Below are 22,204 nucleotides of genomic sequence, written 5' to 3' on the forward strand. Positions count from 1 at the left end.
ATATTATAATTGGTAGGGGTGCAAACATGAATAAAATAAAAATTGGAATTATTGGCATTGGAAGTATGGGTAGTCAGTATGTCTCAATGTTTGAAAAGGAGGAAGTTATGAATGCTGTATTAACAGCTGTTTGCACAAAAAATGAAAATAGCGGAAGGTGGGTGAGGGAACAAATTGGAGACTCCATTCAAGTGTTTCATGATGAGGAAGATTTTTTTCATGACGCAGATATAGATGGTGTTATTATAACAAGACCACATTATGATCACCCTGGTTTAGCAAAGTATGCCCTTAACAAGGGGCTTCATGTTCTCACTGAAAAGCCAGCAGGGGTGTATACAAAAAATGTCTTAGAAATGAATAAAGCAGCAAAGGTAAGTGGTAGGGTCTTTGGAATTATGTATAATCAACGAACGAATCCCGTTTATCAAAAGGTTCGTGAATTAGTTCAATCCCATGAACTAGGGGATATTAAACGGATGAATTGGACGGTTACTCATTGGTATCGTTCTCAAAGTTACTATGATTCTAGTGTTTGGAGAGCAACATGGTCAGGAGAAGGTGGAGGCGTGTTGTTGAATCAATCACCACATCAACTGGACCTATGGCAATGGACAACGGGGCTTATGCCGAAACGGATACGAGCATTTAACGCTTACGGGAAATACCATGATATTGAAGTGGAAGATGAATCCACGATTTATGCGGAATATGAAAATGGTGCAACAGGCCTGTTTGTAACGTCAACTGGTGAAGCACCTGGAACCAACCGCTTTGAGATTGTGGGGAATAATGGAAAACTGGTGATAGAAAATGATGAGAAACTTACTTTTTACCGACTTAGGCGATCTGAACGTGAATTCAATGCAACTTACAAAGGCGGTATGGGGAAGCCGGAGTGTTGGAAAATTGACATTCCTGTTCATGGTGAAAGTACTGGTCACCTAGGTATCATTCAAAATTGGATTAATGGTATTAAAAAAGGAACACCCTTATTAGCACCGGGTGAAGAAGGTATAAAAGGATTAGAGATTTCCAACGCTGCTTATTTATCATCGTGGTTGAATCAAACGGTGGAATTGCCTGTTAACCCTGATGTCTTCTACGAACATTTATGTACAAAGATAAAAGAGTCGAAGCGTAAATGATTACTATTATATGAATGATTAAATATATGTCTGCTTTTATATTGTAAAGAAGCTGGCATCTGCTAATCGTTTAAGATGTCATATATAAGGGGGTAAACATGAAATACCGCTCACTTACTTCTTATCTGTATATTTTTTATGCCATTATATTCGCCATTTATATCGTGAACGTTTTTATGGAAAATGAGACAATCAACTATATTTTGGGAATACTGGCGATTTTTATGGTGATTTTTTCCTTTCCATTAGCATCTCGATTGTTCAAAGTACTCGGCAGTACGTTTATTTTAATTGGGGGATTCTTTTATCTACAAACCGATGAATCAATTATTGACTTACCAAAAATCTTAACATCGAATATGTCTCTTTTGGTATTACTTTCGATGCTTCCATGGATGAGCAGCGTCGTAAGGAGTGGTCGGTTCGATAAAAGTCTGAATGCATTAATGAAAGTGAACGTATCTGATTTAGGTAAGTTATATGCGCGCAGTACGACAACAACATTGACGTTAGCTGCTTTTTTAAATCTTTCTGCTGCAACTATTTCTCAAGATGTATTAAAGGATAATTTGTCGCATGTAAACAGGAAATTAAGAAACTCGTTTATTAGTATTTCCACGTTAAGAGGTTTTTCGTTGGCCCTTTTATGGAGCCCACTGGAAATATTATTAGCTGTCACTATATTTGAAACCGGAGTTTCCTATGTGACTCTGTTGCCTTGGCTCCTTATCATTGCAGTAACTACTTTTATGTTGGATGCTATTTGGGGAAGGTATCATTACAAGAGGTATTCTTATGTAAGTGATCAGGGGACAAGTTCAGTAAGTACTCACATTCATGGAACAGGAAAGAAAATTTTTTATCTTGCTGTTGCACTTACGCTATTTTTATCTCTTGTTATATTAATAGGAAATCTCTTTAATCTGGATTTCATTTTAGCAGTATCATTGCTCATATTCCCATTTTCCTTTGTTTGGTCGATGATCATGAGAAGGATTCATAGTTTTTGGGTCATTGGCTGGAACACATGGAAGAATAAGACAAATACCATGCAAAACTTTATTATTTTATTTATCTCTCTTTCTTTGTTTTCGAACAGCATTGGTAACACAACGTTTTTAGAGTATGTACAACAACCGGTAATTGCATTATCCGAATATCCACTACTGGTCTTTTTTTTAATGCAACTAATCTTTCTATTTATGAGTATGTTTGGTGTTCATCCCGTTGCAACGATTGGGATTTTAAGCAGTTTACTGAGCACGTTACTAACAATTTACAATCCGTTAAGTATTGCAATTGTAATGATTACAAGTGCTATTGCAACTTTAACTGTGGGCACATATGGATTGGTAGTTACGGTAACAGCTGTAAATCTTGAAATAAACCCCTATCGGATAACAGTAAGTAATTTACTTTATTCCCTTGTTTATGGCGGGATAGGTTCCATTGTTGCCTATTTATTGTTGTAGCTAATCGTTTATCTTCACCAAAATCTAAGGTTGAAAAATAGTAAAAATATGGTGCAGGAGTAAAATAAATGAAAAGCACGAGTTTCCCTTGTAATGATGATAGAGCGAACTAAAAATCATAATGGGGTGAAAAAGGTATACAATTATTGTATTAATCAATTGGTAGATATCCCAGAAGTTCGTATTAATAATGCCTATTTAGATGAAAAAAAGAACCTTATTCTTGTTGGAAAGCCGATATTACAAATGCAACCTTGCCCCGTTTATAGCTGTGAACGACTGAAACGAAATGAAACACCTTATTATCGTCATGTCCGTCATTTGTCTATAGTTATTTGTCACACGTATGTGCAGGTTCCAACGATCTTCCTGCAATGCAAAAGTTGTGGAGCCGATTTTGTATAGGAGTTATGATTTTGCTGCTCTGAAAAAAGCAGTACTCTGCGGCCTTTGGAAAACACTGCCTTCAAAAAGGGCACGGAACAACTGTAAAAGTTCTTGCGAAATTTGAAGAGGCTTTTGCGCAACTATTGAACGGTTTTATAAGCCTGGTCTTCAAAACGAAAGTGAAAACACACTGGAAGCATGCTTTCAAGACGCTATTGACCGGTCTGGCCTTGGGGATCGATGGTTTTGCGATACGCAAGGGATATACGTATAACACAGGCATTCATGATTTTAAAAGGCGGCAGTATGCTCGATATCATTCCAGGGCGAAAAAGGATGACTTAGATGCATATACTAAGCAGTGTCCTACTGTCAATCTCATGAATCCTGTGGCTGTCGTCATGGATTTGAGTTTAACATATCATCATTTGATAGGTTCCTGGTCCCCGTGAGCGATTCGGATCGTTGGTCGTTACCACGTGACCCGTTATGTAACAGATGTGCTTCAGGAGGTTCGTCGGGATCTGCAAAAACACTATCCCCACAAGCACGGAAAAAGCTAAAAAAGAACCATATCAACTGGCTGAACGAGGAGACGAATTGTCGGAAGGAACAAGCAATTGTTCAGGACCCATTGGTTATCATTCGAACCTTGCCCACGCCTGTGCATGGAAAGAAGCTTTTATCGGCTGGTATAATCTATACAGACTATTGCACTATAAAAGCATTGAGTATTTTGCATTATTTTCAAAATATATTTAAGAAAACATTGAAAAATATGTTTTTAGGTTATAAAATTTAACTATTAATTTGTCTTCCAAACAAATAAAAGGAGGCGCCTAAAATGTCAGAATAAATTTCATTATTCCAAATAGCTGGAAAGAGAGTGTCGGAATGGATAGGAGGCGTTTAGGATATCACTGAAACCCATTGGTTTATGCATATGGAAAGGAAAATATAGCTATTACAGGAACAGGCACACTTGATGGTAATGCTGAAGAGGATCACTGGTGGCTTAGTAAAGGAAAAAAGAAACTGGATGGAAAGAAGAACAACCTGAACAAAGCAATTATGCAGATCAATTAATGAAGATGGGTGAAGGCAATGTACCAGTAGAGGAAAGGGGATTTGGAAAAGGGAATTATTTACACCCGAACATGATTCAATTTTATGAAAGCGTAAACATTTTGGTTGACGGGGTAACCATAAACGATTCCCCGATGTGGGCATATTTACTTTTTTCTATCTATAAATGTAACGGCTTAAAATACAACTATTGAAGGACATGGAACCAATGGGGATGGTCCTAATCCAGAGTCAAGTAAAAATGCGCTCATTTTAAACAATGAGTTTAATGAACATTTATTTAACTGCTGCATTTCATTTTACAATGAACCCATGAACAATATTGCTATATAATCTGGAAAGGATGTTGACAAGAGAGATGTATTAATGTCCCAAGTAAAAATATCTTTATATTAAATAATCCTTATAAATATAAACATTCAAAAAGTTAACATTGTTATTATAGTCTTAATCAGAAACAATTGCAAAAGATAATTCACAAGGAGGAATGGATTATGAGAAAAATATTATTTGTAGTTTTTGCATCATTATTAATAGTATCTATAATGATCATAGTAACCTTTAATATTAATTCAACAAAAGGGACGGAAGAAGAGAAAGAAGAAGAGACAGAAGGATTATCTTGGGATATGGCAGAAGAGATATTAACTCACATCAGTGATCCAGAATTTCCGGAATATAAGGTAAATATTATGGATTTTGGAGCTAATGCTGACGGAAGCACACTTGATACGAAAGCATTTGAAAAAGCAATTCAACATGTAAATGAACAAGGAGGCGGAACTGTTGTTGTGCCGGAGGGGACATATTTAATAGGATCAATTGAACTCTTAAGCAATGTAAATCTTCATTTAAAAGATGAAAATACATTAATTAAATTTACTACGGATATAAATGAAAATAATTATCCCGTTGCTTACAGCCATTGGGAATCAACACCAGTTTATAATTACCGTGCATTAATTTATGCATATGATGCAGAAAATATTGCTGTGACAGGTAAAGGTACATTGGATGGGCAAGCCAGTGATTCTGTATGGTGGGACTGGAAACATCAAATTGAAGCAACTTGGTCTGAAAGTGACGAAAGTTTACAGGAAAAAGCAAGTAATCAGCTGAGAGATATGAATAATTCCGGTGTTCCAGTAGAAGAAAGAGTGTTTGGTGATGGAGGATATTTGCGGCCTAACTTTATTCAAATAATCGAATCTGAAAATGTTTTGCTTGAAGATGTAACTTTAAATAATTCACCGATGTGGCAGGTTAATCCTGTATTATCTACCAATATAACTGTTAGAGGAATGACACTGCAGTCTCATGGTCACAACAATGATGGTATTGATCCGGAAAGTAGCAACTATGTTCTGATTGAAGATAATTTCTTTGATACTGGTGATGATGGCATTGCAATTAAATCTGGCAGAGATTTAGATGGAAGGGAATTAGATATACCAAGTCAAAATATTATTATTCAAAATAATACTTTTGCTGATGGTCACGGTGGTATTGCATTAGGGAGTGAAATGAGCGGAGGGATTAAAAACGTATTTGCAAATAACAATCATTTTGATAGCCCGAATTTGACTTATCCATTACGCTTTAAAACTAATGCAAAAAGAGGAGGGGTAATCGAGAATATTTATTTAGGAAATTCCGAAATAGAAACAATTAATGAGGCTACTATTCATGGTACTATGTATTATGCAGATGGTAAAAACGGTGACTATCTTCCTGAGTTTAAGAATATTTTAATTGAGAATGTTAAAAGTAATGGTGGGGAATATGGTATTTTTATGGAGGCTTTTGAGGAGGTACCGATTAAAGGACTTGTGTTAAGAAATGTCGAAATTACAAATACCGCAAATGCTATAAGAGCAATGAATTGGGCGGATGATACTGTAATGGAAAATGTTACAATTAATGGAGAAACTTATCCCCGACCCACTGACACAAGAATTTTAGGTGTTCCTTCACCAGGTGCGCAGTTGAATGCAACATCACTTCTAATTGGAGGAAATACTGACACAATTTCTTATACTTGGTTAATATCAGATACAAAAGACGGCACGTACGAACAAATTGCAACTGGCGAACAGTGGACAGTTCCAGAGAATGTAGCAGGTAAGTTTATTAAAGTAACAGTCAAGGATAAAAATAATTCTGAACAAACGAGTATAGCTTATCAAGTATTAAAAAATAACCAGGTTACTAATTCAGATAGTTCAGTTGAATTTGCTGCAAATAGAATTGCTTCAAAAGGTATAATTAATCCAGATTCTACTATTAACCTAAATACAGAAATTACTCGTATTGAGGTCGCTAGAATGTTATCAAAAATGTGGGATTTAACAACTCCAGAACAAGATATAGATATTGATGATATTGATAAATCGGATCCAGATTACGACATGGTTGCAGCAGTGCTAGAAGAGGAAATGTTAGTTTTACAAGATGGAAACTTCAATCCAAATGATACCATTACAAGAGAAGAAATGGCATCTGTTGCTGTGATGAGCAGTGGATTATCTTTTAAAAATGCATCTACGATTTATGATTCTACATTTAATGATGGGGATGAAATAGAAGATGTTTATTTAACAAATGTAGAGCGAGCGAAACAATTTAATTTCTTAACCGAGAAAGAGTCAGATATATTCTCACCAAAGGATGAAGTAACTTATGCGGAAGCAATTGAAGTAATGGACAGAGTATCAGATTTTGCAGGGAAATAACCTATATGTTGAAAGGCAGTTTTCGAAAATAGAATTTAACATTTCCCTAAATTGCATTAGTAAATGCAACACCCTTTGTGAAACCACAGTGTAAGGTTTTTGTAATTTATTGGTGTTGGGGCTTAAGCCTTAACACCAATAAATTTTGCGAACGCTTCGGATGTGTTCTGATAGTCTAATATTTTCCTAAGAAGTGTATTCATCCAATTTGCGGCATCGTCAATTGTATCATCAGCGGATAGAAACTTCCTTATGAGCCCATTGTGGCGTTCATGAAGCATAGGGATAGGCAAAACGTGGTTTCACGATGGCTTTCTATTTATTTAACTGTTGCATTTCATTTTACAATGAACCTCATTATTTTCAAAATATATTAAAAAACATTGAAAAAGAAGCTGTTAACGTATACACTTTAATTATTCATTTGTTTTCCAAACAAATAAAAGGAGGGACTTTAAAATGTCAAAATAACTTAACCATATCTCAAATGACTAAGTAGGAGTGTTGGTATGGATTGAGTTCTTTAGAATATTTTGGAACCGCTTTAATAATAAAATAATTGGTATGGGTAGTATGTGGCGGTTGCTTTGTATATGGATAGGGCGTGATTGTAGGTAAGGGCGGAATCAATTATTCAAAGTAAATGGGATGTTTATAATGTTGTACTAGGTTTGTTTTTGATAGAAAAGAAGAACAGGCATAATGATACTATTGCCTAGAAAAGTCATAGAATTATTCAAATTGATAATAGGAGCTGGTGATAATGTATATCAATGTTAAGAAGGTAAGAAAATCTTTATATCTCTTAATTTTTACTATCTTGATGTTCGGACTAATGGCGTCCCCGGTTATGGCTGATGACCATCAAACACCTTCAGTCACAAAACCGACTATTCCGGATCGTGATTTTAATATTGAAGATTACGGTGCAGTAGGAGATGGAGAAACAAAAAATACAGAGGCATTTGAAAAGACCATAGAGGCGGCTAACGAAGCAGGGGGAGGCAGAGTTATTGTTCCAGAAGGGACGTACTTAACGGGTGCCATTCATTTGGAAAGCAACATCGATTTACATGTTCAAGAAAGTGCTACTATCAAATTCAGTCAAGATCCGGACGATTATCTCCCGGTTGTGAAAACACGTTTTGAAGGAACAGAGTTATATAATTATTCACCATTGGTTTATGCATATGGGAAGGAAAATATAGCCATTACGGGAGCAGGTACACTTGATGGAAATGCTGACGAAAATCATTGGTGGCCATGGAAGGGTAAAAAAGAAGCTGGATGGGAAGAAGGTCAACCTGAACAAAGTAATGATGCAGATCAATTAATGAAAATGGGTGAAGACAATGTACCAGTAAAGGAAAGGGAATTTGGGAAGGGCCATTATTTACGCCCGAATATGATTCAGTTTTATGAAAGCGAAAACATTTTGATTGACGGGGTGACCATAAACGATTCCCCGATGTGGCATATTCATCCTGTTCTATCTAAAAATATAACGGTACAAAATACAACTATTGAAGGACATGGGCCCAATGGAGATGGTGTTAATCCAGAGTCGAGTAAAAATGTACTCATCCAAAACAACGAGTTTAATAATGGGGATGACAATATTGCTATAAAATCTGGAAAAAATGCTGACGGAAGAAGAATTAATGTCCCAAGTGAAAATATTTTTATACTAAATAATCATATGAAAGATGGGCATGGGGCCGTCACAGTAGGAAGTGAGATGTCAGGTGGCGTTAAGAATGTTCACGCTCAAAATAATGTGATGGATAGCCCTAATCTGTGGAATGTCTTACGAATTAAGACCAACACGGATCGAGGTGGCTACGCTAAAAATATTAATTTTACCAATAATATTGTGGAGAACGTTCGTGATGAAGTTTTTAAGATCAATACCAATTATACCAATGACGGTGAAGAGACAACTTCAGAAGAACATGTTCCTGAAATAGCAGATATTAAAGTTAAAAACTTAGAAAGTGATGGTGGAGAGTACGCGTTAAAATTAGAAGGATTAGATCAAGCTCCGATTCAAGGTGTTAGAATTATTGATTCTAATTTTAATAATGTACAGAAAGATGCTGATATAAAAATGTTGAAGGATTGGAATTAGAAAATGTAACTATTAATGAAGCGCCTGTATATGAATTATTGCCGCCGGATGGTACTCAAGATATGAAGAAACTAGTTGAACGTATGGAAAAGGGCGGTGAGATTTCAAATTCAGATGTTACCCGTCTCTTAATCACTCATTTATCAATTGTGAACCATTTTGAGGAAAAAGAAGCCTCTGACAAAGTTGTGAAGCATTTAAGGAACCTAGTGATACTATTGGACGATCAGAAGGAAAATGATTTCATTTCTGAGAGAGCCTATAACATTCTTAAAGCTGACGTAGAGCATTTGCTTGAAGAATGGAGATAGTTAATATTAGCTAGTATCATCTAAAGCTAGATTTTAACTTTTTAAACTGTATATCATAGTAACACAACAGAACTACCTTTATAAACCTTCTTAAGGTTTGCCCTAAGGAGGTTTTCTGATTTTTGAAGTAATATCCTATCTATTTCCATATTTTCCATTAAAATTAATCTACGGTTTCCAATAACAAATTCTACTTGCCACTCACACACTCAAAATCTGACTTTGTTTCCTCTTAAATATCCCCTTCTATGTGAAAACAACTAAATCTATTTTCCAGTATGGAGCTAACAAGAAATAGCTTGACATAGTAAAACGCTTTCCTTATAATATGGTTAACTATTTATTTTGTTTGCCAAACAAAATAAATGAAATATTATTGAAGGACTACCCGATTTGTCATAACCTTCAAATTTTACAAGGGGGAAAATAGCTATGAAAAGGAAAGCGCTATCTTTAATTGTGATGTCGTTGTTTATTTTGTTCTTGGTGGCTTGCAGCAGTAATAGTTCAGGAGATGGAGATTCATCGGATGGAGGAACAACCACATTAACATTAGCTGAAGACCAACCGGAAGATTTCCCAACAACAATAGGCGATAAAGAGTTTGCTAGGTTGGTAGAAGAGAAAACAGATGGACGATATGAAATAGAAGTTTATCCAGATGGTCAACTCACGGATGAGAAGTCCTCCATTGAACAACTACAACTGGGTTCATTGGATTTTGCTCGGGTAAATGGTAGCCCTTTAACGGAATTTAATGATAATATTGGAGCCTTGTCTATGCCATTCTTATTTGAATCCGAAGAAGAAAAGTGGGATGTTTGGGAAGGTGAAGTTGGACAGGAAATATTAGACTCATTTACAGAAGATAATCTGATTGGCCTTGCCTATTATGATAATGGAGAACGCTTTTTTTATACAGCAGGTGAACCGGTTACAACGTTAGAAGATATAAAAGGCAAAAAAATTCGTGTGCAAGAATCAGATTTAGCAATTGATATTGCTGAATCACTTGGAGCATCTGCTACACCAATGTCATATGATGAAGTGTATTCGGCCATTCAAACAGGTGTGATTGATGGAGCTGAGAACAATTTCCCGAGTTATCAAGCTTCCGGGCATTATGAGGTAGCAGAATATGCATCTTTGCCTGGTTATCAAGACGTTCCAGAAGTTCTTCTTGGGTCGAAACAGGTTTGGGACGATTTGAGTGAAGAAGATCAACAATTATTTAAGGAAGCAGCTGAAGAATCGGTTGATGCCCAGCGAGAGGCATGGGACGAGCTAGTTGATAAATCACGAGATGAAATTGAGGAAAACGGAAATGAAATTGTAGAAATGGATGATATTGAAGAATGGAGAGAGGCTGTTCAACCTGTATATGATAAATATGAAGATCAGTATGGAGAGTGGTTGGATAGAATCCAGGATGAGCAATGATTATTTAAGATGGGGAATTGGTCTCTCATTTCCCCTTTCTTTTAAAATGAGGCTTATTGATCAAGTGGTAACACACACCATGTGAAAGGAGTTTCTTTGATGAGCGTTTTAAAAAACGTGAAAAAAGGATTGGATAAAATTCTTCTTTTTACAGCTTTAATCATGCTCGCAAGTATGACAATCGTTATAATCTATCAAGTTTTTTCCCGCCAATTTTTGAATCATACGCCTGCATGGTCCGAAGGGGCTTCTAGAGTTTTATTTGTTTGGGTAGCATTTTTAGGAATGGCTTATGGCTTTAAGGAAAAACTTCATATCGGAGTAAGCATTTTTGTTAATATGTTACCAGAAAAAATACAAACCATATGCGATATTTTTGCTAAGTTGCTAATTATTGGTTTCGGTGTTCTGATGATTTACTATGGGTGGAATTTCACTATTTTAATGAATAACTCAACTTTAGCGGGCTTAGGATTACCTTCGAGTGTGCTATATGCTTCTATTCCGATTACAGGTATATTTATCGTTTTAAATGGGATCGAGTTGTTGTTTGTGAAAGGTTTGCATCAAAATTATGAAGAAGGGGAGGGAGAATAAAAATGGAAACGTTTCTTTTACTGGGAACATTTGTTATTTTGCTTATACTAAGAGTACCAATTGCTTTAACACTTATAGTTGCATCATTGGCTACTGGACTTTATATGAATATTGACCTTGCTACGCTTATTCAGCAAATGGTTGAGGGTCTGAATTCATTTACACTGTTGGCAATCCCCTTCTTTATTCTTGCTGGTGAGATTATGAATGAGGGCGGTATCTCCCGAAGGTTAATCAACTTTGCAAATGTGATTATTGGTTGGCTAAGGGGTGGCTTAGCCATGGTGAATGTTCTAGCAAGCACTTTTTTTGGAGGTATATCCGGATCTGCACTTGCTGATACATCATCAGTAGGTTCTGTTATGATTCCAATGATGAAAAAACAAGGATATGATTCGGACTACGCTGTATCGGTAACGGTATCGAGTTCTGCACAAGGCGTCATGATTCCGCCGAGTCATAATATGATTATCTTTTCCACTGCGGCTGGTGGTGTATCCATTGGTTCTTTATTTATGGGCGGTTTATTACCAGGGTTATTGTTAGGAATTGCTTTATTGATCATTACATATATGTTGGCCAGAAAGAGAAATTATCCAAAAGGACAGCCGGTTGACAAAAAAGACATTCCAAGGATTCTTGGTGAGGGTATACTCGGGCTTTTAACAATTGTAATTATCATGGGTGGTATTCTAAGCGGGTACTTTACTGTTACAGAATCTGCAGCTATTGGCGCTTTATATGCGTTTATTATAACATTTTTTGTTTATCGAGATATTAAACTGACAAAGATGGGTATTATTTTAAAAAATACGTTTAAAACATTGTCCATGGTCTTGTTTCTAATTGGAACCTCCTCAGCATTTGGTTATTTGTTAACCTTGCTAAGGATACCAGCATTGGTTGCTGATACATTAATTAACATTTCTCCAAATTCAGCAATAACGATTTTAATGATTGTAGTAATATTATTACTACTAGGGATGATTATGGATATGGCGCCGCTTATTGTAATAGCTACACCGATTTTGCTTCCGGTAGCAATAGATGTGGGAATGGATCCTGTTCACTTTGGCGTATTATTAATCCTCTGTTTAGCTGTCGGATTGATAACACCTCCTGTTGGAACTGTACTCTTTGTTGGATCTGCCATTGGTAAATTACCCATTGAGAAAACATCTAAAGGTTTATTACCATTCTATGCGGTTATGATTGTTATGGTATTTTTAGTTGCATATATCCCTAGTTTATCTTTGTATTTTCCTAATGTTTTTGTGGAGTAATGTCACTAGTATTATGTGTGTATGCAACTAAGATGCACGTAATTCGAGATTGTAAAAACGCACAGTTTTCATTAAAAAGGGCCCTCTTGGTACTTGTTAGACACCTGTATATTACCAAAGATTGGCTCTTTTTCATATTTTAATAAAAGAAAATAACGGATTCAAAAATATATACGAAGTAATCATCCCAAAATAGCTATCCCATAAATTGAATTAACTGATATATTGATGGATTAGCAGATAACATATAAAATGAGAGAAGCAATAAGAGAAGAAATGAAAAAATCATCAAGAGAAATAGTCACGATACAAGAAGTGTTTTTTCTTATATCAAAAAGGAGCATTCATGAGTTCGAAAGTTGCTTTACATAAAATTAGTCATAAGAGGAAAATCTCCTATTTCACGGAGGAAGAGAGGAACAAGAAAAAGAAAAATCAACAATATGACAATCGCTTTAAGATGCTATTATTTGTTTTACCTGTTGTTCTTTTCTTTTCAATGATATTGGCAGTGGCGCTTGGACCGGTAGCGATTCACCCATTCACGGTATGGGAAATAGCGTTATCACATGTTCCATTTTTGGACAATCTCACGAACGAAGATTGGACAAATGCGCAGTATAATATTGTATGGCAAGTAAGGTTTCCGCGCGTTCTGCTCGGTTTAATGATTGGGGCCGGCCTGTCTCTAGCCGGTACAGGGATCCAGGCACTTGTTCGGAATTCTTTAGCAGATCCATATATTTTAGGTGTGTCTTCTGGAGCTTCTGTAGGTGCTACACTCGTAATTTTGTTAGGTGCCTTTGATCTCTTTGGCCAATATGCTCTTTCATTTGCTGCATTTCTTGGAGCACTTCTATCCGTTATTCTCGTTTTTTCTCTATCACAAATAGCAGGTCGTATTTCTACGACCCGGCTTTTACTTTCCGGAATAGCGTTATCTATGATTTTAAGTGCAATTACTAACTTTATTGTTATATCTGCTCCTGATGAGGATAAGATTCATAGCGCGCTATTTTGGATGATGGGCAGTTTAGTTGGTGCAGATTGGGATACTCTACCCATTGTAGGCATAGCTGTTGCTATTACGTTTATTTTTTTATTGTGTCAGGCACGCTCGTTGAATCTCCTGCTTATGGGAGAGGAAACAGCGGTGACGTTAGGATTGAGTATTAATATTTTTCGGAAAGTCTTAATATTAGTTGTATCACTGCTGACAGGGGTGATTGTTGCCGCTAGCGGAGCCATAGGATTTGTCGGGTTGATGATACCACATATGGTTCGTTTATTGATTGGTTCCGATCATAAAAAAGTACTCACGATCAGCCTGTTCTTCGGGGCTATTTTTATGATATGGGCTGATGTTGCAGCAAGGCTAATATTGGCACCGGAGGAAATACCGATTGGTGTTGTGACTGCATTAATTGGCGGACCATTTTTCATTTGGTTAATAAGAAGAAGTTCTTACTCATTTGGAGGTGGAAAATGATGCAGGTAGACGTTGACCATGTATCATTCAGCATTCAAGAGAAGCAAATTATTTCCGATATTCATTTTCAAGCGAAATCTGGCCAATTGGTAGGGATAATAGGTCCAAATGGGTGTGGTAAATCTACTTTGCTTAAAAATATATACCGTTTATATAAACCGGATTGCGGAAGGATCATGCTGGATCATAAGAATATGAATGAGATCCCCTCCAAAGAGGTGGCTCAAAAACTAGCGGTAGTTAGCCAAGAACCAGCAGGGATCTTTGATTTTTCTGTGCGAGAGATCGTGCTTATGGGACGAGCTCCGCATAAAAAGATGATGGAGTCGGATAGCTTAAAGGACCAAAATATTGCAGAAAAGGCACTTCACCAGGTAGGTTTGGACAGCTATGGTGATCGCAGTATCACGACTTTATCGGGTGGAGAAAAACAACGGGTCATGGTTGCCAGAGCATTAACGCAACAAGCAAGAGTGCTTGTTTTGGATGAACCGACCAATCACCTGGATATTGACCATCAGTTACAATTGATGGATTTGGTTAAAACATTAAATGTCACCGTGATTACGGCTTTACATGATTTAAATATGGCTTCTAGTTATTGTGATTGGATTTACGTAATGAATCATGGTGAAATCGTAAAATCCGGAACGCCTGAAACGGTGTTGACCGAAGCAATATTACAAGAAGTGTTTCGTGTCAATACGCATATTATCAAACACCCAATCACAGGCAAAACACATATTACTTTTCTATCTAGTGCTTCACAAAAGAATGTTTAATAAGATAAACGGTTTGATTGAAAAATATGGAGGAGAACAGCAATGAAACATTTCTATCGTATATCCATGATTTTGTTGTCTTTTATAATGGCCTTCGTTGCCGTTGGTTGTAGTTCATCGAATGGTAATGAAGAGGGAACGACGTCCAACGAAGAAAATGGAACAGAAAACAAAGCAGATACTGCATCGGATGAAGACTTTCCCACAACGGTTGAAAACGCAGGACGTGATTTAATTTTTGACGAGCCTCCTGAGCGGGTTGTAGCATTGTATCAACAAGAAGCCGAACTCATGGTAGCACTTGGATTAGAACATAAGCTGGTGGGTTATTCGATTGTTGCCGAAAATACACCGCCGGAATATGAAGAGAAATTAGAAGACGTCCCGGTTTTAGCAGAGAATAGTTACCCTTCCAAAGAAGTACTATTAGGAGTGGATCCTGATTTTGTGATAGGATCAGAAAGGACCTTTACTGATAATGGTGCAGGGACAGTTGAGGAATTTGATGATTTGAATATTGCTGCCTATGTTACTGAATCAGAAAAACCAGAGACGATAGAAAATATGGTTTATAAAGAAATTAAAGAAATAGCACAAATCTTTGGAGTTGAGGAACGCGGAGAAAAACTCATTCGATCGATGCAAGAAGAAATGGATGAGATCACGAGTCAAATTGGGGATGTAGATGAGCCCGTAAAAGTGCTTTTAATGAGTGGTGGTGATGCAGGATCGGCACAAGTATCAGGTGGTTATGCATTAGATAATTATCTTATTGAACTCGCAGGTGGTGAAAATATTTTTGCTGATGAAGATAAATACCTCTTTGAGGTCAATTGGGAAGAAATCATTGACCGTGATCCGGATGTGATTGTAACGTCGTATTGTTGTGGAACAGGTCCAGAGGATTTAGAAAAGATGATTGCAGGTAATGCTTCACTGGAGGATGTAACTGCGGTTGAAAATGACAACTATGTTGCCGCTCAAGTAGAAGATACAACAGGAAACGTTCGGGTGATTCAAGGACTAGAAACATTAGCAGAAGGGTTTTATCCTGAACTTTTTGATGAAGAATAATACAAAAAAGTAGGTGGAAAAATTCTCAATACAAGATGTGTTTTAAATGAAATAAATCATGATATGCGTTGTATGATATTTTTCCTAATAAGTCATTAATGCGCGAAAGGAATGAGTGGATAACATGCTGGATATTCTTATATGGATCGCGATAGTTGTATTATTTATGTTAAGTTTCGTTGGTATACTTTTTCCAATTATTCCTTCCGTCTTAGTCTTATGGATAGGTTTCCTGCTATATCATTTTATATTGAATGCAAATGAGCTCGGTCTTTCTTTCTGGATTATTATGGGTGTCTTTACAATTATCCTCTTCGTTGCAGACATCATTGCGAATAGTTATTTTGTGAAAAAATTCGGCGGAACGAAATGGGGAGAAAGAGCTGCGGCGGTAGCGGTTATCGTCGGGGCATTTATCACACCACCATTTGGGATTATATATGTGCCCTTCATCGTTGTTTTCTTAATTGAAATGACCCAAAAGCGGACTGCCAAAGAAGCATTCCGAGCATCAATTGGCTCACTGATCGGATTCTTAAGCGGAGCAATGGCAAAAGTCGTTGTGCAACTTATTATGATTATTTGGTTTTTTATCGTAGTATTATTTTAATAGGGGGACATGGGGACAGGTCCCTTGTCCCAGTACTAGTTGGGACAGTGAACCTGTCCCCCTGTCCCTAATTTCGGAAAAGAAAGGGTTTTAGGATATGAATTTTCCATCACGGGTGATCACGATTGCAGGATCAGCAGCTGGGGGGAGTGCAGGAATCCAAGCAGATTTAAAGACGTTTCAGGAACTTGATGTATATGGGATGAGCGTCGTAACAGCTATCGTGGGAAGACATCCTGAGACGGATAAAAATGTGCATCCGCAGACGCTGGAGGCGATTGAAGCGCAATTTGTGACAGCGATGAAACAGGTAGGTGCGGATGGGCTTAAGACAGGGATGTTATTTTCAAAAGAAGTAATAGAAACGGTAGCGGCATTAATCAGGGATGCGTCGATTAAAAATATTACAGTCGACCCTGTCATGATTGGAAAATTGGATTCGAAGCTTTTGAGAGATGATGCGATTGATGCATTAATAAATCAATTGATCCCGATGGCTACGATTATGACACCGAATGTACCGGAAGCCTCTTTATTACTGGGTGGAAGAGATTTGACTAGTGTTGATGATTTGAAGCAGGCAGCGATCGATCTGCATGACTCAGGTGCAGCCAATGTATTGGTAAAAGGAGGGAGACTGAAAGGACCTGCGATTGATGTGTTGTATGATGGGAGAACGATCTGGACGTTTGAAGCGCCACGTATCGATACTGTTCATACGAGCGGGGCAGGATGTACGTACTCAGCAGCAATCGCAGCATATTTAGCCATGGACAAACCTATTGCAGAAGCAGTTCGACTAGCAAAAAGCTTTGTTACAACCGCAATTGAGCATGGATTTTCGTATACAGATTTTGTAGGACCGACATACCATGCAGCCATGCGCAAGTTTAATGAAGCACATGAAATTAAAGTTAGTAAAGAGTAGGTAGGACAGATTCCTCGTTTGACCGTTTTGCACCGAGTATTACGAAGGTGCAAAACGCTCGAATGCCGAAGCGAAACGCTCGAATGCCGAAGCGAAACGCTCGAATGCCGAAGCGAAACGCTCGAATGCCGAAGCGAAACGCTCGAATGCCGAAGCGAAACGCTCGAATGCCGAAGCGAAACGCTCGAATGCCGAAGCGAAACGCTCGAATGCCGAAGCGAAACGCTCGAATGCCGAAGCGAAACGCTCGAATGCCGAAGCGAAACGCTCGAATGCCGAAGCAAAACGCTTGGTATCAGGGTTCCTGTTTCTAGCAACCGAATTGGACAAGGAGGATAAAATAGATGGGGAAGCGTGCATTATTGAATGTGGACTATACAAATGATTTTGTAGCGGATGAAGGGAAGCTGACGAGTGGGAAACCGGGGCAGGCAATTGAATCTAGCATAGTGGCTTTAACTCGAGAATTTATGGAAGCGGGCGATTATGTTGTTTTTGCGATTGACGCCCATGAAGATGGTGATGAACTTCATCCGGAATCCGCTCTATTTCCACCGCATAATATTATTGGGACATCGGGTCGCAGTTTGTATGGAAAACTAGCAGATGTATATGAGCAAAACAAAGATAGAGCAAATGTCTATTATTTTGATAAAACGCGTTATAGCGCATTTGCCGGCACTGATCTGGAAATCCGATTACGTGAGCGGTCGATTGAGGAGGTCCATATCATTGGTGTTTGTACCGATATATGTGTCCTACATACAGCCGTTGATGCATACAACAAAGGGTTTAACATTGTGATCCATAAGGATGCGGTGGCAAGCTTTAATCAGGCTGGCCATGATTGGGCTTTGGAACACTTTACGAATACGTTGGGCGCAAGCGTATTATAATTTGATATGAATGGGAGCCGGTAGGAAGGTTTCTGCTGGCTTTTTTGTAATTGATTAGGCAGTCCGGATGATAAAGCTGAATTCACAAAATTGAAATGGAATCGATACAGGAGGAACTATCAGGAATTTCTGTTTGTTATTAGTAAGTCTTGACTTTCTTCTCGTATCCCTATATATTAGGAAATATAAACGAAACGTTGATGAGGATTAGTATAAGTTGATCGTCTTTTAAAGAGAGGAAATGGCTGCTGGAAATTTCTAAAGACGTCATTTAGAACCTGCCTCCTGAGTTCGCATTGAACCAGCTTTTGTTGGAAAATGTGCGCGGTTATGGCCGTTATCCAGTGAAGTGTACAAGGAGGAGTCCTTGTAAATAAGGGTGGTACCACCAGACCTCGGTCCCTTTTCGGATGGAGGATTTTTTGCGTTCCCTATTAAATTGGAAAGATAGAGGTGTTTGAGCTTGGGTAAGAAAAATAAGCAGTTTGTTCAAAACATAACAGCGATGGAAGATGATTTTGCCAAATGGTATACAGATGTTGTCAAGCAGGCAGATTTAGTTGATTACGGGCCAGTAAGGGGAACAATGATCATTAAGCCGGATGGTTTTGCCATATGGGAGAATATCCGTAATGAACTTGACCGTCAAATCAAGGAAACCGGTCACTCAAATGTATCTTTTCCATTATTTGTTCCGGAAAGCTTGCTGCAAAAGGAAAAAGATCATGTGGAAGGATTCGCACCGGAAGTAGCCTGGGTGACACATGGTGGAGAGGAAAAATTAGCTGAAAGAATAGCTGTACGACCAACTTCAGAAGCGCTATTCAGTGATTATTATTCTAAAAATATTCATTCCTACCGTGATTTACCAATGCTTTATAACCAGTGGTCGAATGTTGTACGCTGGGAAAAAACAACACGTCCATTCTTGCGTTCATCTGAATTTCACTGGCAAGAAGGACATACTGCACATGCAACTGATGCGGATGCATCAACAGAAACAGATAAAATGCTTAGAATTTATGCTGATGTCGTAGAAAATTATTTAGCAATCCCTGTGTATAAAGGTCGCAAAACGGAAAAGGAAAAATTTGCCGGTGCCAATTATACGCTAACCATTGAAGCCTTAATGCATGATGGAAAGGCATTGCAATCAGCAACGTCACACAACTTTGGTTCCGGTTTTGCGGAAGTATTTGACATTACGTATTTGGATGAAAATGGAGAGAGTCAGTTTGTCCATCAAACGTCATGGGGGCTTTCTACACGGATTATGGGTGCTTTAATTATGGTTCACGGGGATAATAGAGGATTAGTTGTACCTCCACGCATTGCACCAACACAAGCGATGATCGTTCCGGTTGCTCAGCATAAAGAAGGTGTACTCGATAAAGTTTATGACCTGCGTGATCAATTGAAAGATCTTGTTCGTGTCGGTATCGATGCAAGTGATAAAATGCCCGGCTGGAAATTTAATGAGTACGAAATGAAGGGAATTCCGGTACGCATTGAAATGGGACCAAAAGATATTGAGAAAGACCAAGTCGTGCTTGTTCGCCGTGATACCGGAGAGAAAGAATTTGTAGCACTGACCGATGTGGAAACACGTTTACCCGCTTTATTAGAAGAAATCCAGACAAACTTATATGATAAAGCCTTGGCACATCGTGAAGAAAAAACAAGTGTTGCCAGGGATATGAATGAATTCAAACAAACGCTTGAACAAAAAACTGGATTTATTAAAGCAATGTGGTGTGGAGACGAGGCTTGTGAAGAGAAAATCAAAGAAGAAACATCAGCAACCTCACGCCTCATCCCATTTGAACAGGAAAACATAGCAGATACTTGTGTCTGCTGTGGTAAAGAAGCGAAGGAACTCGTATATTGGGCAAAGGCATATTAATAGGTTAGAAAACGAGCACCGAAGATGTGCTCGTTTTTGTATAGGTAGCCGGAGGGGCGTAGTTGCCAAATCGGGAAAGCAGGGGAATCGCAAATCGATCGAGCGCGATTCCAAACCGATCGAATAGCACCATAAATCGATCGAGCGCGACTCCAAATCGATCGAGCGCGATTCCAAACCAATAGAGTAGTACCATAAATCGATTAAGCAAGGTTCCAGGTCAATTAAGCGCATCGCCAATCGGAGCAAGTTCTTTAAAATCAACATCATAGAGACATGGAAGAGGCATCCCCGAATTGGAAGAGAGGGAGGGATTTTTTATTCCTCTACCGCCCTCTCGATATCTTTTACAAGATTTTCTGGTTTTGTCTGCGGTGCGAATCGGTCAATGACTTCACCGTTTTTATCAATCAAAAATTTAGTGAAATTCCATTTAATATCTTTGGTTAATATACCTTTTTCTTCTGTGGTTAAATACTTGAAAAGTGGGTGCGCATTTTCGCCTTTTACATCTACTTTACTGAACATCGGAAAGGAGACCCCATAATTGCGCTCACAGAATTGAGAGATTTCCTCATCACTTCCCGGATCTTGATTATTGAATTGATTACATGGAAATCCGAGTATTTCAAAATCCTGATCCTTATACTTGTCATATACATTTTGCAACCCCTCAAACTGGGGTGTGAATCCACATTGACTGGCTGTATTTACGATGAGGAGTGTCTTTCCTTTATAATCAGCCATAGATTTTTCATCACCCTGCATTGTTTTTACAGAAAAATCATAAATATTCATATGATTGCCTCCTTTAGTAGTAGGATAGCAATGCGAGGGGATTGATGTCAAAATAGTTATACAGGCTTCCCCACTATATATATTATTTAATACTAAAAAAGCAGCCTTTCAAAAGGCCACCTTTTCTCCCTATACTTCTTGCTTCAGACTTTCCCCAATCTGTTTCAGCCTGTGCTCTACTTCTTCTTCTGATAAGTCATGCTCTTTTACATACATATTGCGCGGGCTTACACGGCACTCATGGGTGCAGCCGCGTATATACTTATGCTCATTTTCCTCTGAACAAATAATTTGTTTATTGCAATCCGGATCAGCACAGTTTACGTAACGTTCGCATGGCTGACCGTCAAAATAGTCTGTACCGACAACGACATGTTCTTTTCGATTAATTGGGACAGAAATTCGCTCATCAAATACGTAACAGCGGCCATCCCATAATTCGCCTTGAACTTGTGGATCTTTCCCGTAGGTTACGATTCCGCCATGTAATTGGGCGACATCTTCAAAACCTTCTTTAACTAACCACCCAGAGAACTTCTCACAGCGAATACCGCCTGTACAATAGGTTAGGATACGTTTTCCTTCAATAAGGTGTTTGTTCTCCTGAACCCATTTCGGTAACTCCCGAAATGTTTCAATGTCAGGGCGAATCGCACCACGAAAATGGCCTAAGTCATATTCATAGTCATTTCGCGCGTCGAGAACAACGGTATCTTCATCTTGCATGGCTTCGTAAAATTCCGTTGGTGATAAATGATCTCCGGTTGTTTGCAGTGGATTTATATCCTCTTGCAAGCGAAGGCTTACTAGTTCTTTTCTTGGACGCACATGCATTTTCTTGAATGCATGCCCATCATGTGCATCGATTTTAAAAACCATATCGGCAAAGCGCGAATCATTGTGCATTGCTTCCATGTATTTTTCGGTTTGCTCAACGGTACCAGATACCGTCCCATTAATTCCTTCAGAGGCCACTAAAATGCGACCCTTCAATTCCAGGTCATTGCAAAATTGAAGATGCTCTGCGGCAAAGCTCTCCGGATCTTCCATAGGTACATACTTATAATACAATAAAACGTGATAGTTTGTATTGCTTTCCATTTTATTACCACCTATTCATTCATATTTGCAAGATATAAA

General features: G+C 38.1%; 20 protein-coding genes and 1 other annotated feature. Of the genes, 18 read left to right on the forward strand and 2 right to left on the reverse strand.

The features are described from left to right. Positions 1 to 26 precede the first annotated feature (26 nt). From KFZ56_RS04140 to proS, 18 genes are all read left to right on the forward strand, one after another. Positions 27 to 1,148, forward strand: coding sequence for a Gfo/Idh/MocA family protein (locus KFZ56_RS04140; protein WP_222640438.1), 1,122 nt, complete (start codon positions 27 to 29; stop codon positions 1,146 to 1,148). Between the two features lie 98 nt (positions 1,149 to 1,246). Further along, on the forward strand, positions 1,247 to 2,620 hold the full coding sequence (locus tag KFZ56_RS04145) for a hypothetical protein (protein WP_222640439.1): 1,374 nt from the start codon (positions 1,247 to 1,249) through the stop codon (positions 2,618 to 2,620). A gap of 93 nt (positions 2,621 to 2,713) precedes the next feature. Then, positions 2,714 to 3,025 carry a hypothetical protein gene (locus tag KFZ56_RS04150; protein WP_222640440.1) on the forward strand — a complete coding sequence of 104 codons (312 nt, stop codon included), beginning with the start codon at positions 2,714 to 2,716 and terminating at the stop codon, positions 3,023 to 3,025. Between the two features lie 443 nt (positions 3,026 to 3,468). Further along, entirely contained in the window at positions 3,469 to 3,570 is a 102-nt protein-coding gene (locus KFZ56_RS19980; RefSeq protein ID WP_375540692.1) for a hypothetical protein, read from the forward strand. Positions 3,571 to 3,937: 367 nt separating this feature from the next. Beyond that, positions 3,938 to 4,093, forward strand: coding sequence for a hypothetical protein (locus KFZ56_RS04160; protein ID WP_222640441.1), 156 nt, complete (start codon positions 3,938 to 3,940; stop codon positions 4,091 to 4,093). A gap of 494 nt (positions 4,094 to 4,587) precedes the next feature. Beyond that, positions 4,588 to 6,825, forward strand: a complete 2,238-nt coding sequence (locus KFZ56_RS04165) for a glycoside hydrolase family 28 protein (RefSeq protein ID WP_222640443.1) — start codon at positions 4,588 to 4,590, stop codon at positions 6,823 to 6,825. Positions 6,826 to 7,588: 763 nt separating this feature from the next. Then, positions 7,589 to 8,953: a glycoside hydrolase family 28 protein gene (locus KFZ56_RS04170; protein ID WP_255584830.1), complete on the forward strand. Its 1,365-nt coding sequence runs from the start codon at positions 7,589 to 7,591 to the stop codon at positions 8,951 to 8,953. Then, positions 8,944 to 9,264, forward strand: coding sequence for an FIMAH domain-containing protein (locus KFZ56_RS04175; RefSeq protein ID WP_222640445.1), 321 nt, complete (start codon positions 8,944 to 8,946; stop codon positions 9,262 to 9,264). Before KFZ56_RS04170 ends, KFZ56_RS04175 begins: the two co-directional genes overlap by 10 nt. A 432-nt stretch (positions 9,265 to 9,696) precedes the next feature. Beyond that, positions 9,697 to 10,704 (forward strand): TRAP transporter substrate-binding protein, encoded by a 1,008-nt coding sequence (locus tag KFZ56_RS04180; RefSeq protein ID WP_222640447.1) that lies wholly within the window; start codon positions 9,697 to 9,699, stop codon positions 10,702 to 10,704. Positions 10,705 to 10,803: 99 nt separating this feature from the next. Beyond that, on the forward strand, positions 10,804 to 11,301 hold the full coding sequence (locus KFZ56_RS04185) for a TRAP transporter small permease (RefSeq protein ID WP_222640448.1): 498 nt from the start codon (positions 10,804 to 10,806) through the stop codon (positions 11,299 to 11,301). A gap of 2 nt (positions 11,302 to 11,303) precedes the next feature. Beyond that, a complete protein-coding gene (locus KFZ56_RS04190) occupies positions 11,304 to 12,584 on the forward strand; it encodes a TRAP transporter large permease (protein ID WP_222640449.1) in 1,281 nt (426 codons plus the stop codon). A 460-nt stretch (positions 12,585 to 13,044) separates the two neighbouring features. Beyond that, positions 13,045 to 14,073: a FecCD family ABC transporter permease gene (locus KFZ56_RS04195; protein ID WP_222643891.1), complete on the forward strand. Its 1,029-nt coding sequence runs from the start codon at positions 13,045 to 13,047 to the stop codon at positions 14,071 to 14,073. Next, positions 14,073 to 14,855 carry an ABC transporter ATP-binding protein gene (locus tag KFZ56_RS04200; protein ID WP_222643892.1) on the forward strand — a complete coding sequence of 261 codons (783 nt, stop codon included), beginning with the start codon at positions 14,073 to 14,075 and terminating at the stop codon, positions 14,853 to 14,855. The genes KFZ56_RS04195 and KFZ56_RS04200 overlap by 1 nt, the downstream gene beginning before the upstream one ends. Before the next feature lie 42 nt (positions 14,856 to 14,897). After that, positions 14,898 to 15,929 (forward strand): ABC transporter substrate-binding protein, encoded by a 1,032-nt coding sequence (locus KFZ56_RS04205; protein ID WP_222640450.1) that lies wholly within the window; start codon positions 14,898 to 14,900, stop codon positions 15,927 to 15,929. A 124-nt stretch (positions 15,930 to 16,053) separates the two neighbouring features. Next, positions 16,054 to 16,539 (forward strand): DUF456 domain-containing protein, encoded by a 486-nt coding sequence (locus KFZ56_RS04210; RefSeq protein ID WP_222640451.1) that lies wholly within the window; start codon positions 16,054 to 16,056, stop codon positions 16,537 to 16,539. Positions 16,540 to 16,636: 97 nt separating this feature from the next. Continuing rightward, positions 16,637 to 17,467 (forward strand): bifunctional hydroxymethylpyrimidine kinase/phosphomethylpyrimidine kinase, encoded by an 831-nt coding sequence (thiD, locus tag KFZ56_RS04215; RefSeq protein WP_222640452.1) that lies wholly within the window; start codon positions 16,637 to 16,639, stop codon positions 17,465 to 17,467. Between the two features lie 344 nt (positions 17,468 to 17,811). Continuing rightward, the gene (locus KFZ56_RS04220) at positions 17,812 to 18,363 is read left to right on the forward strand and encodes a cysteine hydrolase family protein (protein WP_222640453.1); all 552 of its coding nucleotides are present in this window, start codon (positions 17,812 to 17,814) and stop codon (positions 18,361 to 18,363) included. Between the two features lie 188 nt (positions 18,364 to 18,551). Next, positions 18,552 to 18,770, forward strand: a binding site (T-box leader). 56 nt (positions 18,771 to 18,826) lie between these two features. Beyond that, complete coding sequence (gene proS / locus KFZ56_RS04225) at positions 18,827 to 20,266, forward strand: proline--tRNA ligase (protein ID WP_222640455.1); 1,440 nt, start codon at positions 18,827 to 18,829, stop codon at positions 20,264 to 20,266. A 318-nt stretch (positions 20,267 to 20,584) separates the two neighbouring features. Here the strand turns inward: proS and KFZ56_RS04230 are convergent, their stop codons facing one another. Together KFZ56_RS04230 and trhO are read right to left on the reverse strand one after the other, a co-directional pair. After that, positions 20,585 to 21,064 (reverse strand): glutathione peroxidase, encoded by a 480-nt coding sequence (locus tag KFZ56_RS04230; RefSeq protein ID WP_222640457.1) that lies wholly within the window; start codon positions 21,062 to 21,064, stop codon positions 20,585 to 20,587. 129 nt (positions 21,065 to 21,193) lie between these two features. Beyond that, positions 21,194 to 22,165 (reverse strand): oxygen-dependent tRNA uridine(34) hydroxylase TrhO, encoded by a 972-nt coding sequence (gene trhO / locus KFZ56_RS04235; protein WP_222640459.1) that lies wholly within the window; start codon positions 22,163 to 22,165, stop codon positions 21,194 to 21,196. Positions 22,166 to 22,204: the final 39 nt, after the last annotated feature.

Origin of the sequence: Virgibacillus sp. NKC19-3 (genome assembly GCF_019837165.1) — a bacterium.
Lineage (GTDB): Bacteria > Bacillota > Bacilli > Bacillales > Amphibacillaceae > Virgibacillus_L > Virgibacillus_L saliphilus.

Excerpts from the sequence above, each read along its gene's own strand:
- KFZ56_RS04140 (WP_222640438.1), top strand. The coding sequence starts at position 27 with ATGAATAAAATAAAAATTGGAATTATTGGCATTGGAAGTATGGGTAGT.
- KFZ56_RS04145 (WP_222640439.1), top strand. The coding sequence starts at position 1,247 with ATGAAATACCGCTCACTTACTTCTTATCTGTATATTTTTTATGCCATT.
- KFZ56_RS04150 (WP_222640440.1), top strand. The coding sequence starts at position 2,714 with ATGATGATAGAGCGAACTAAAAATCATAATGGGGTGAAAAAGGTATAC.
- KFZ56_RS04165 (WP_222640443.1), top strand. The coding sequence starts at position 4,588 with ATGAGAAAAATATTATTTGTAGTTTTTGCATCATTATTAATAGTATCT.
- KFZ56_RS04170 (WP_255584830.1), top strand. The coding sequence starts at position 7,589 with ATGTATATCAATGTTAAGAAGGTAAGAAAATCTTTATATCTCTTAATT.
- KFZ56_RS04180 (WP_222640447.1), top strand. The coding sequence starts at position 9,697 with ATGAAAAGGAAAGCGCTATCTTTAATTGTGATGTCGTTGTTTATTTTG.
- KFZ56_RS04185 (WP_222640448.1), top strand. The coding sequence starts at position 10,804 with ATGAGCGTTTTAAAAAACGTGAAAAAAGGATTGGATAAAATTCTTCTT.
- KFZ56_RS04190 (WP_222640449.1), top strand. The coding sequence starts at position 11,304 with ATGGAAACGTTTCTTTTACTGGGAACATTTGTTATTTTGCTTATACTA.
- KFZ56_RS04195 (WP_222643891.1), top strand. The coding sequence starts at position 13,045 with ATGCTATTATTTGTTTTACCTGTTGTTCTTTTCTTTTCAATGATATTG.
- KFZ56_RS04200 (WP_222643892.1), top strand. The coding sequence starts at position 14,073 with ATGCAGGTAGACGTTGACCATGTATCATTCAGCATTCAAGAGAAGCAA.
- KFZ56_RS04205 (WP_222640450.1), top strand. The coding sequence starts at position 14,898 with ATGAAACATTTCTATCGTATATCCATGATTTTGTTGTCTTTTATAATG.
- KFZ56_RS04210 (WP_222640451.1), top strand. The coding sequence starts at position 16,054 with ATGCTGGATATTCTTATATGGATCGCGATAGTTGTATTATTTATGTTA.
- thiD (WP_222640452.1), top strand. The coding sequence starts at position 16,637 with ATGAATTTTCCATCACGGGTGATCACGATTGCAGGATCAGCAGCTGGG.
- KFZ56_RS04220 (WP_222640453.1), top strand. The coding sequence starts at position 17,812 with ATGGGGAAGCGTGCATTATTGAATGTGGACTATACAAATGATTTTGTA.
- KFZ56_RS04230 (WP_222640457.1), bottom strand. The coding sequence starts at position 21,064 with ATGAATATTTATGATTTTTCTGTAAAAACAATGCAGGGTGATGAAAAA.
- trhO (WP_222640459.1), bottom strand. The coding sequence starts at position 22,165 with ATGGAAAGCAATACAAACTATCACGTTTTATTGTATTATAAGTATGTA.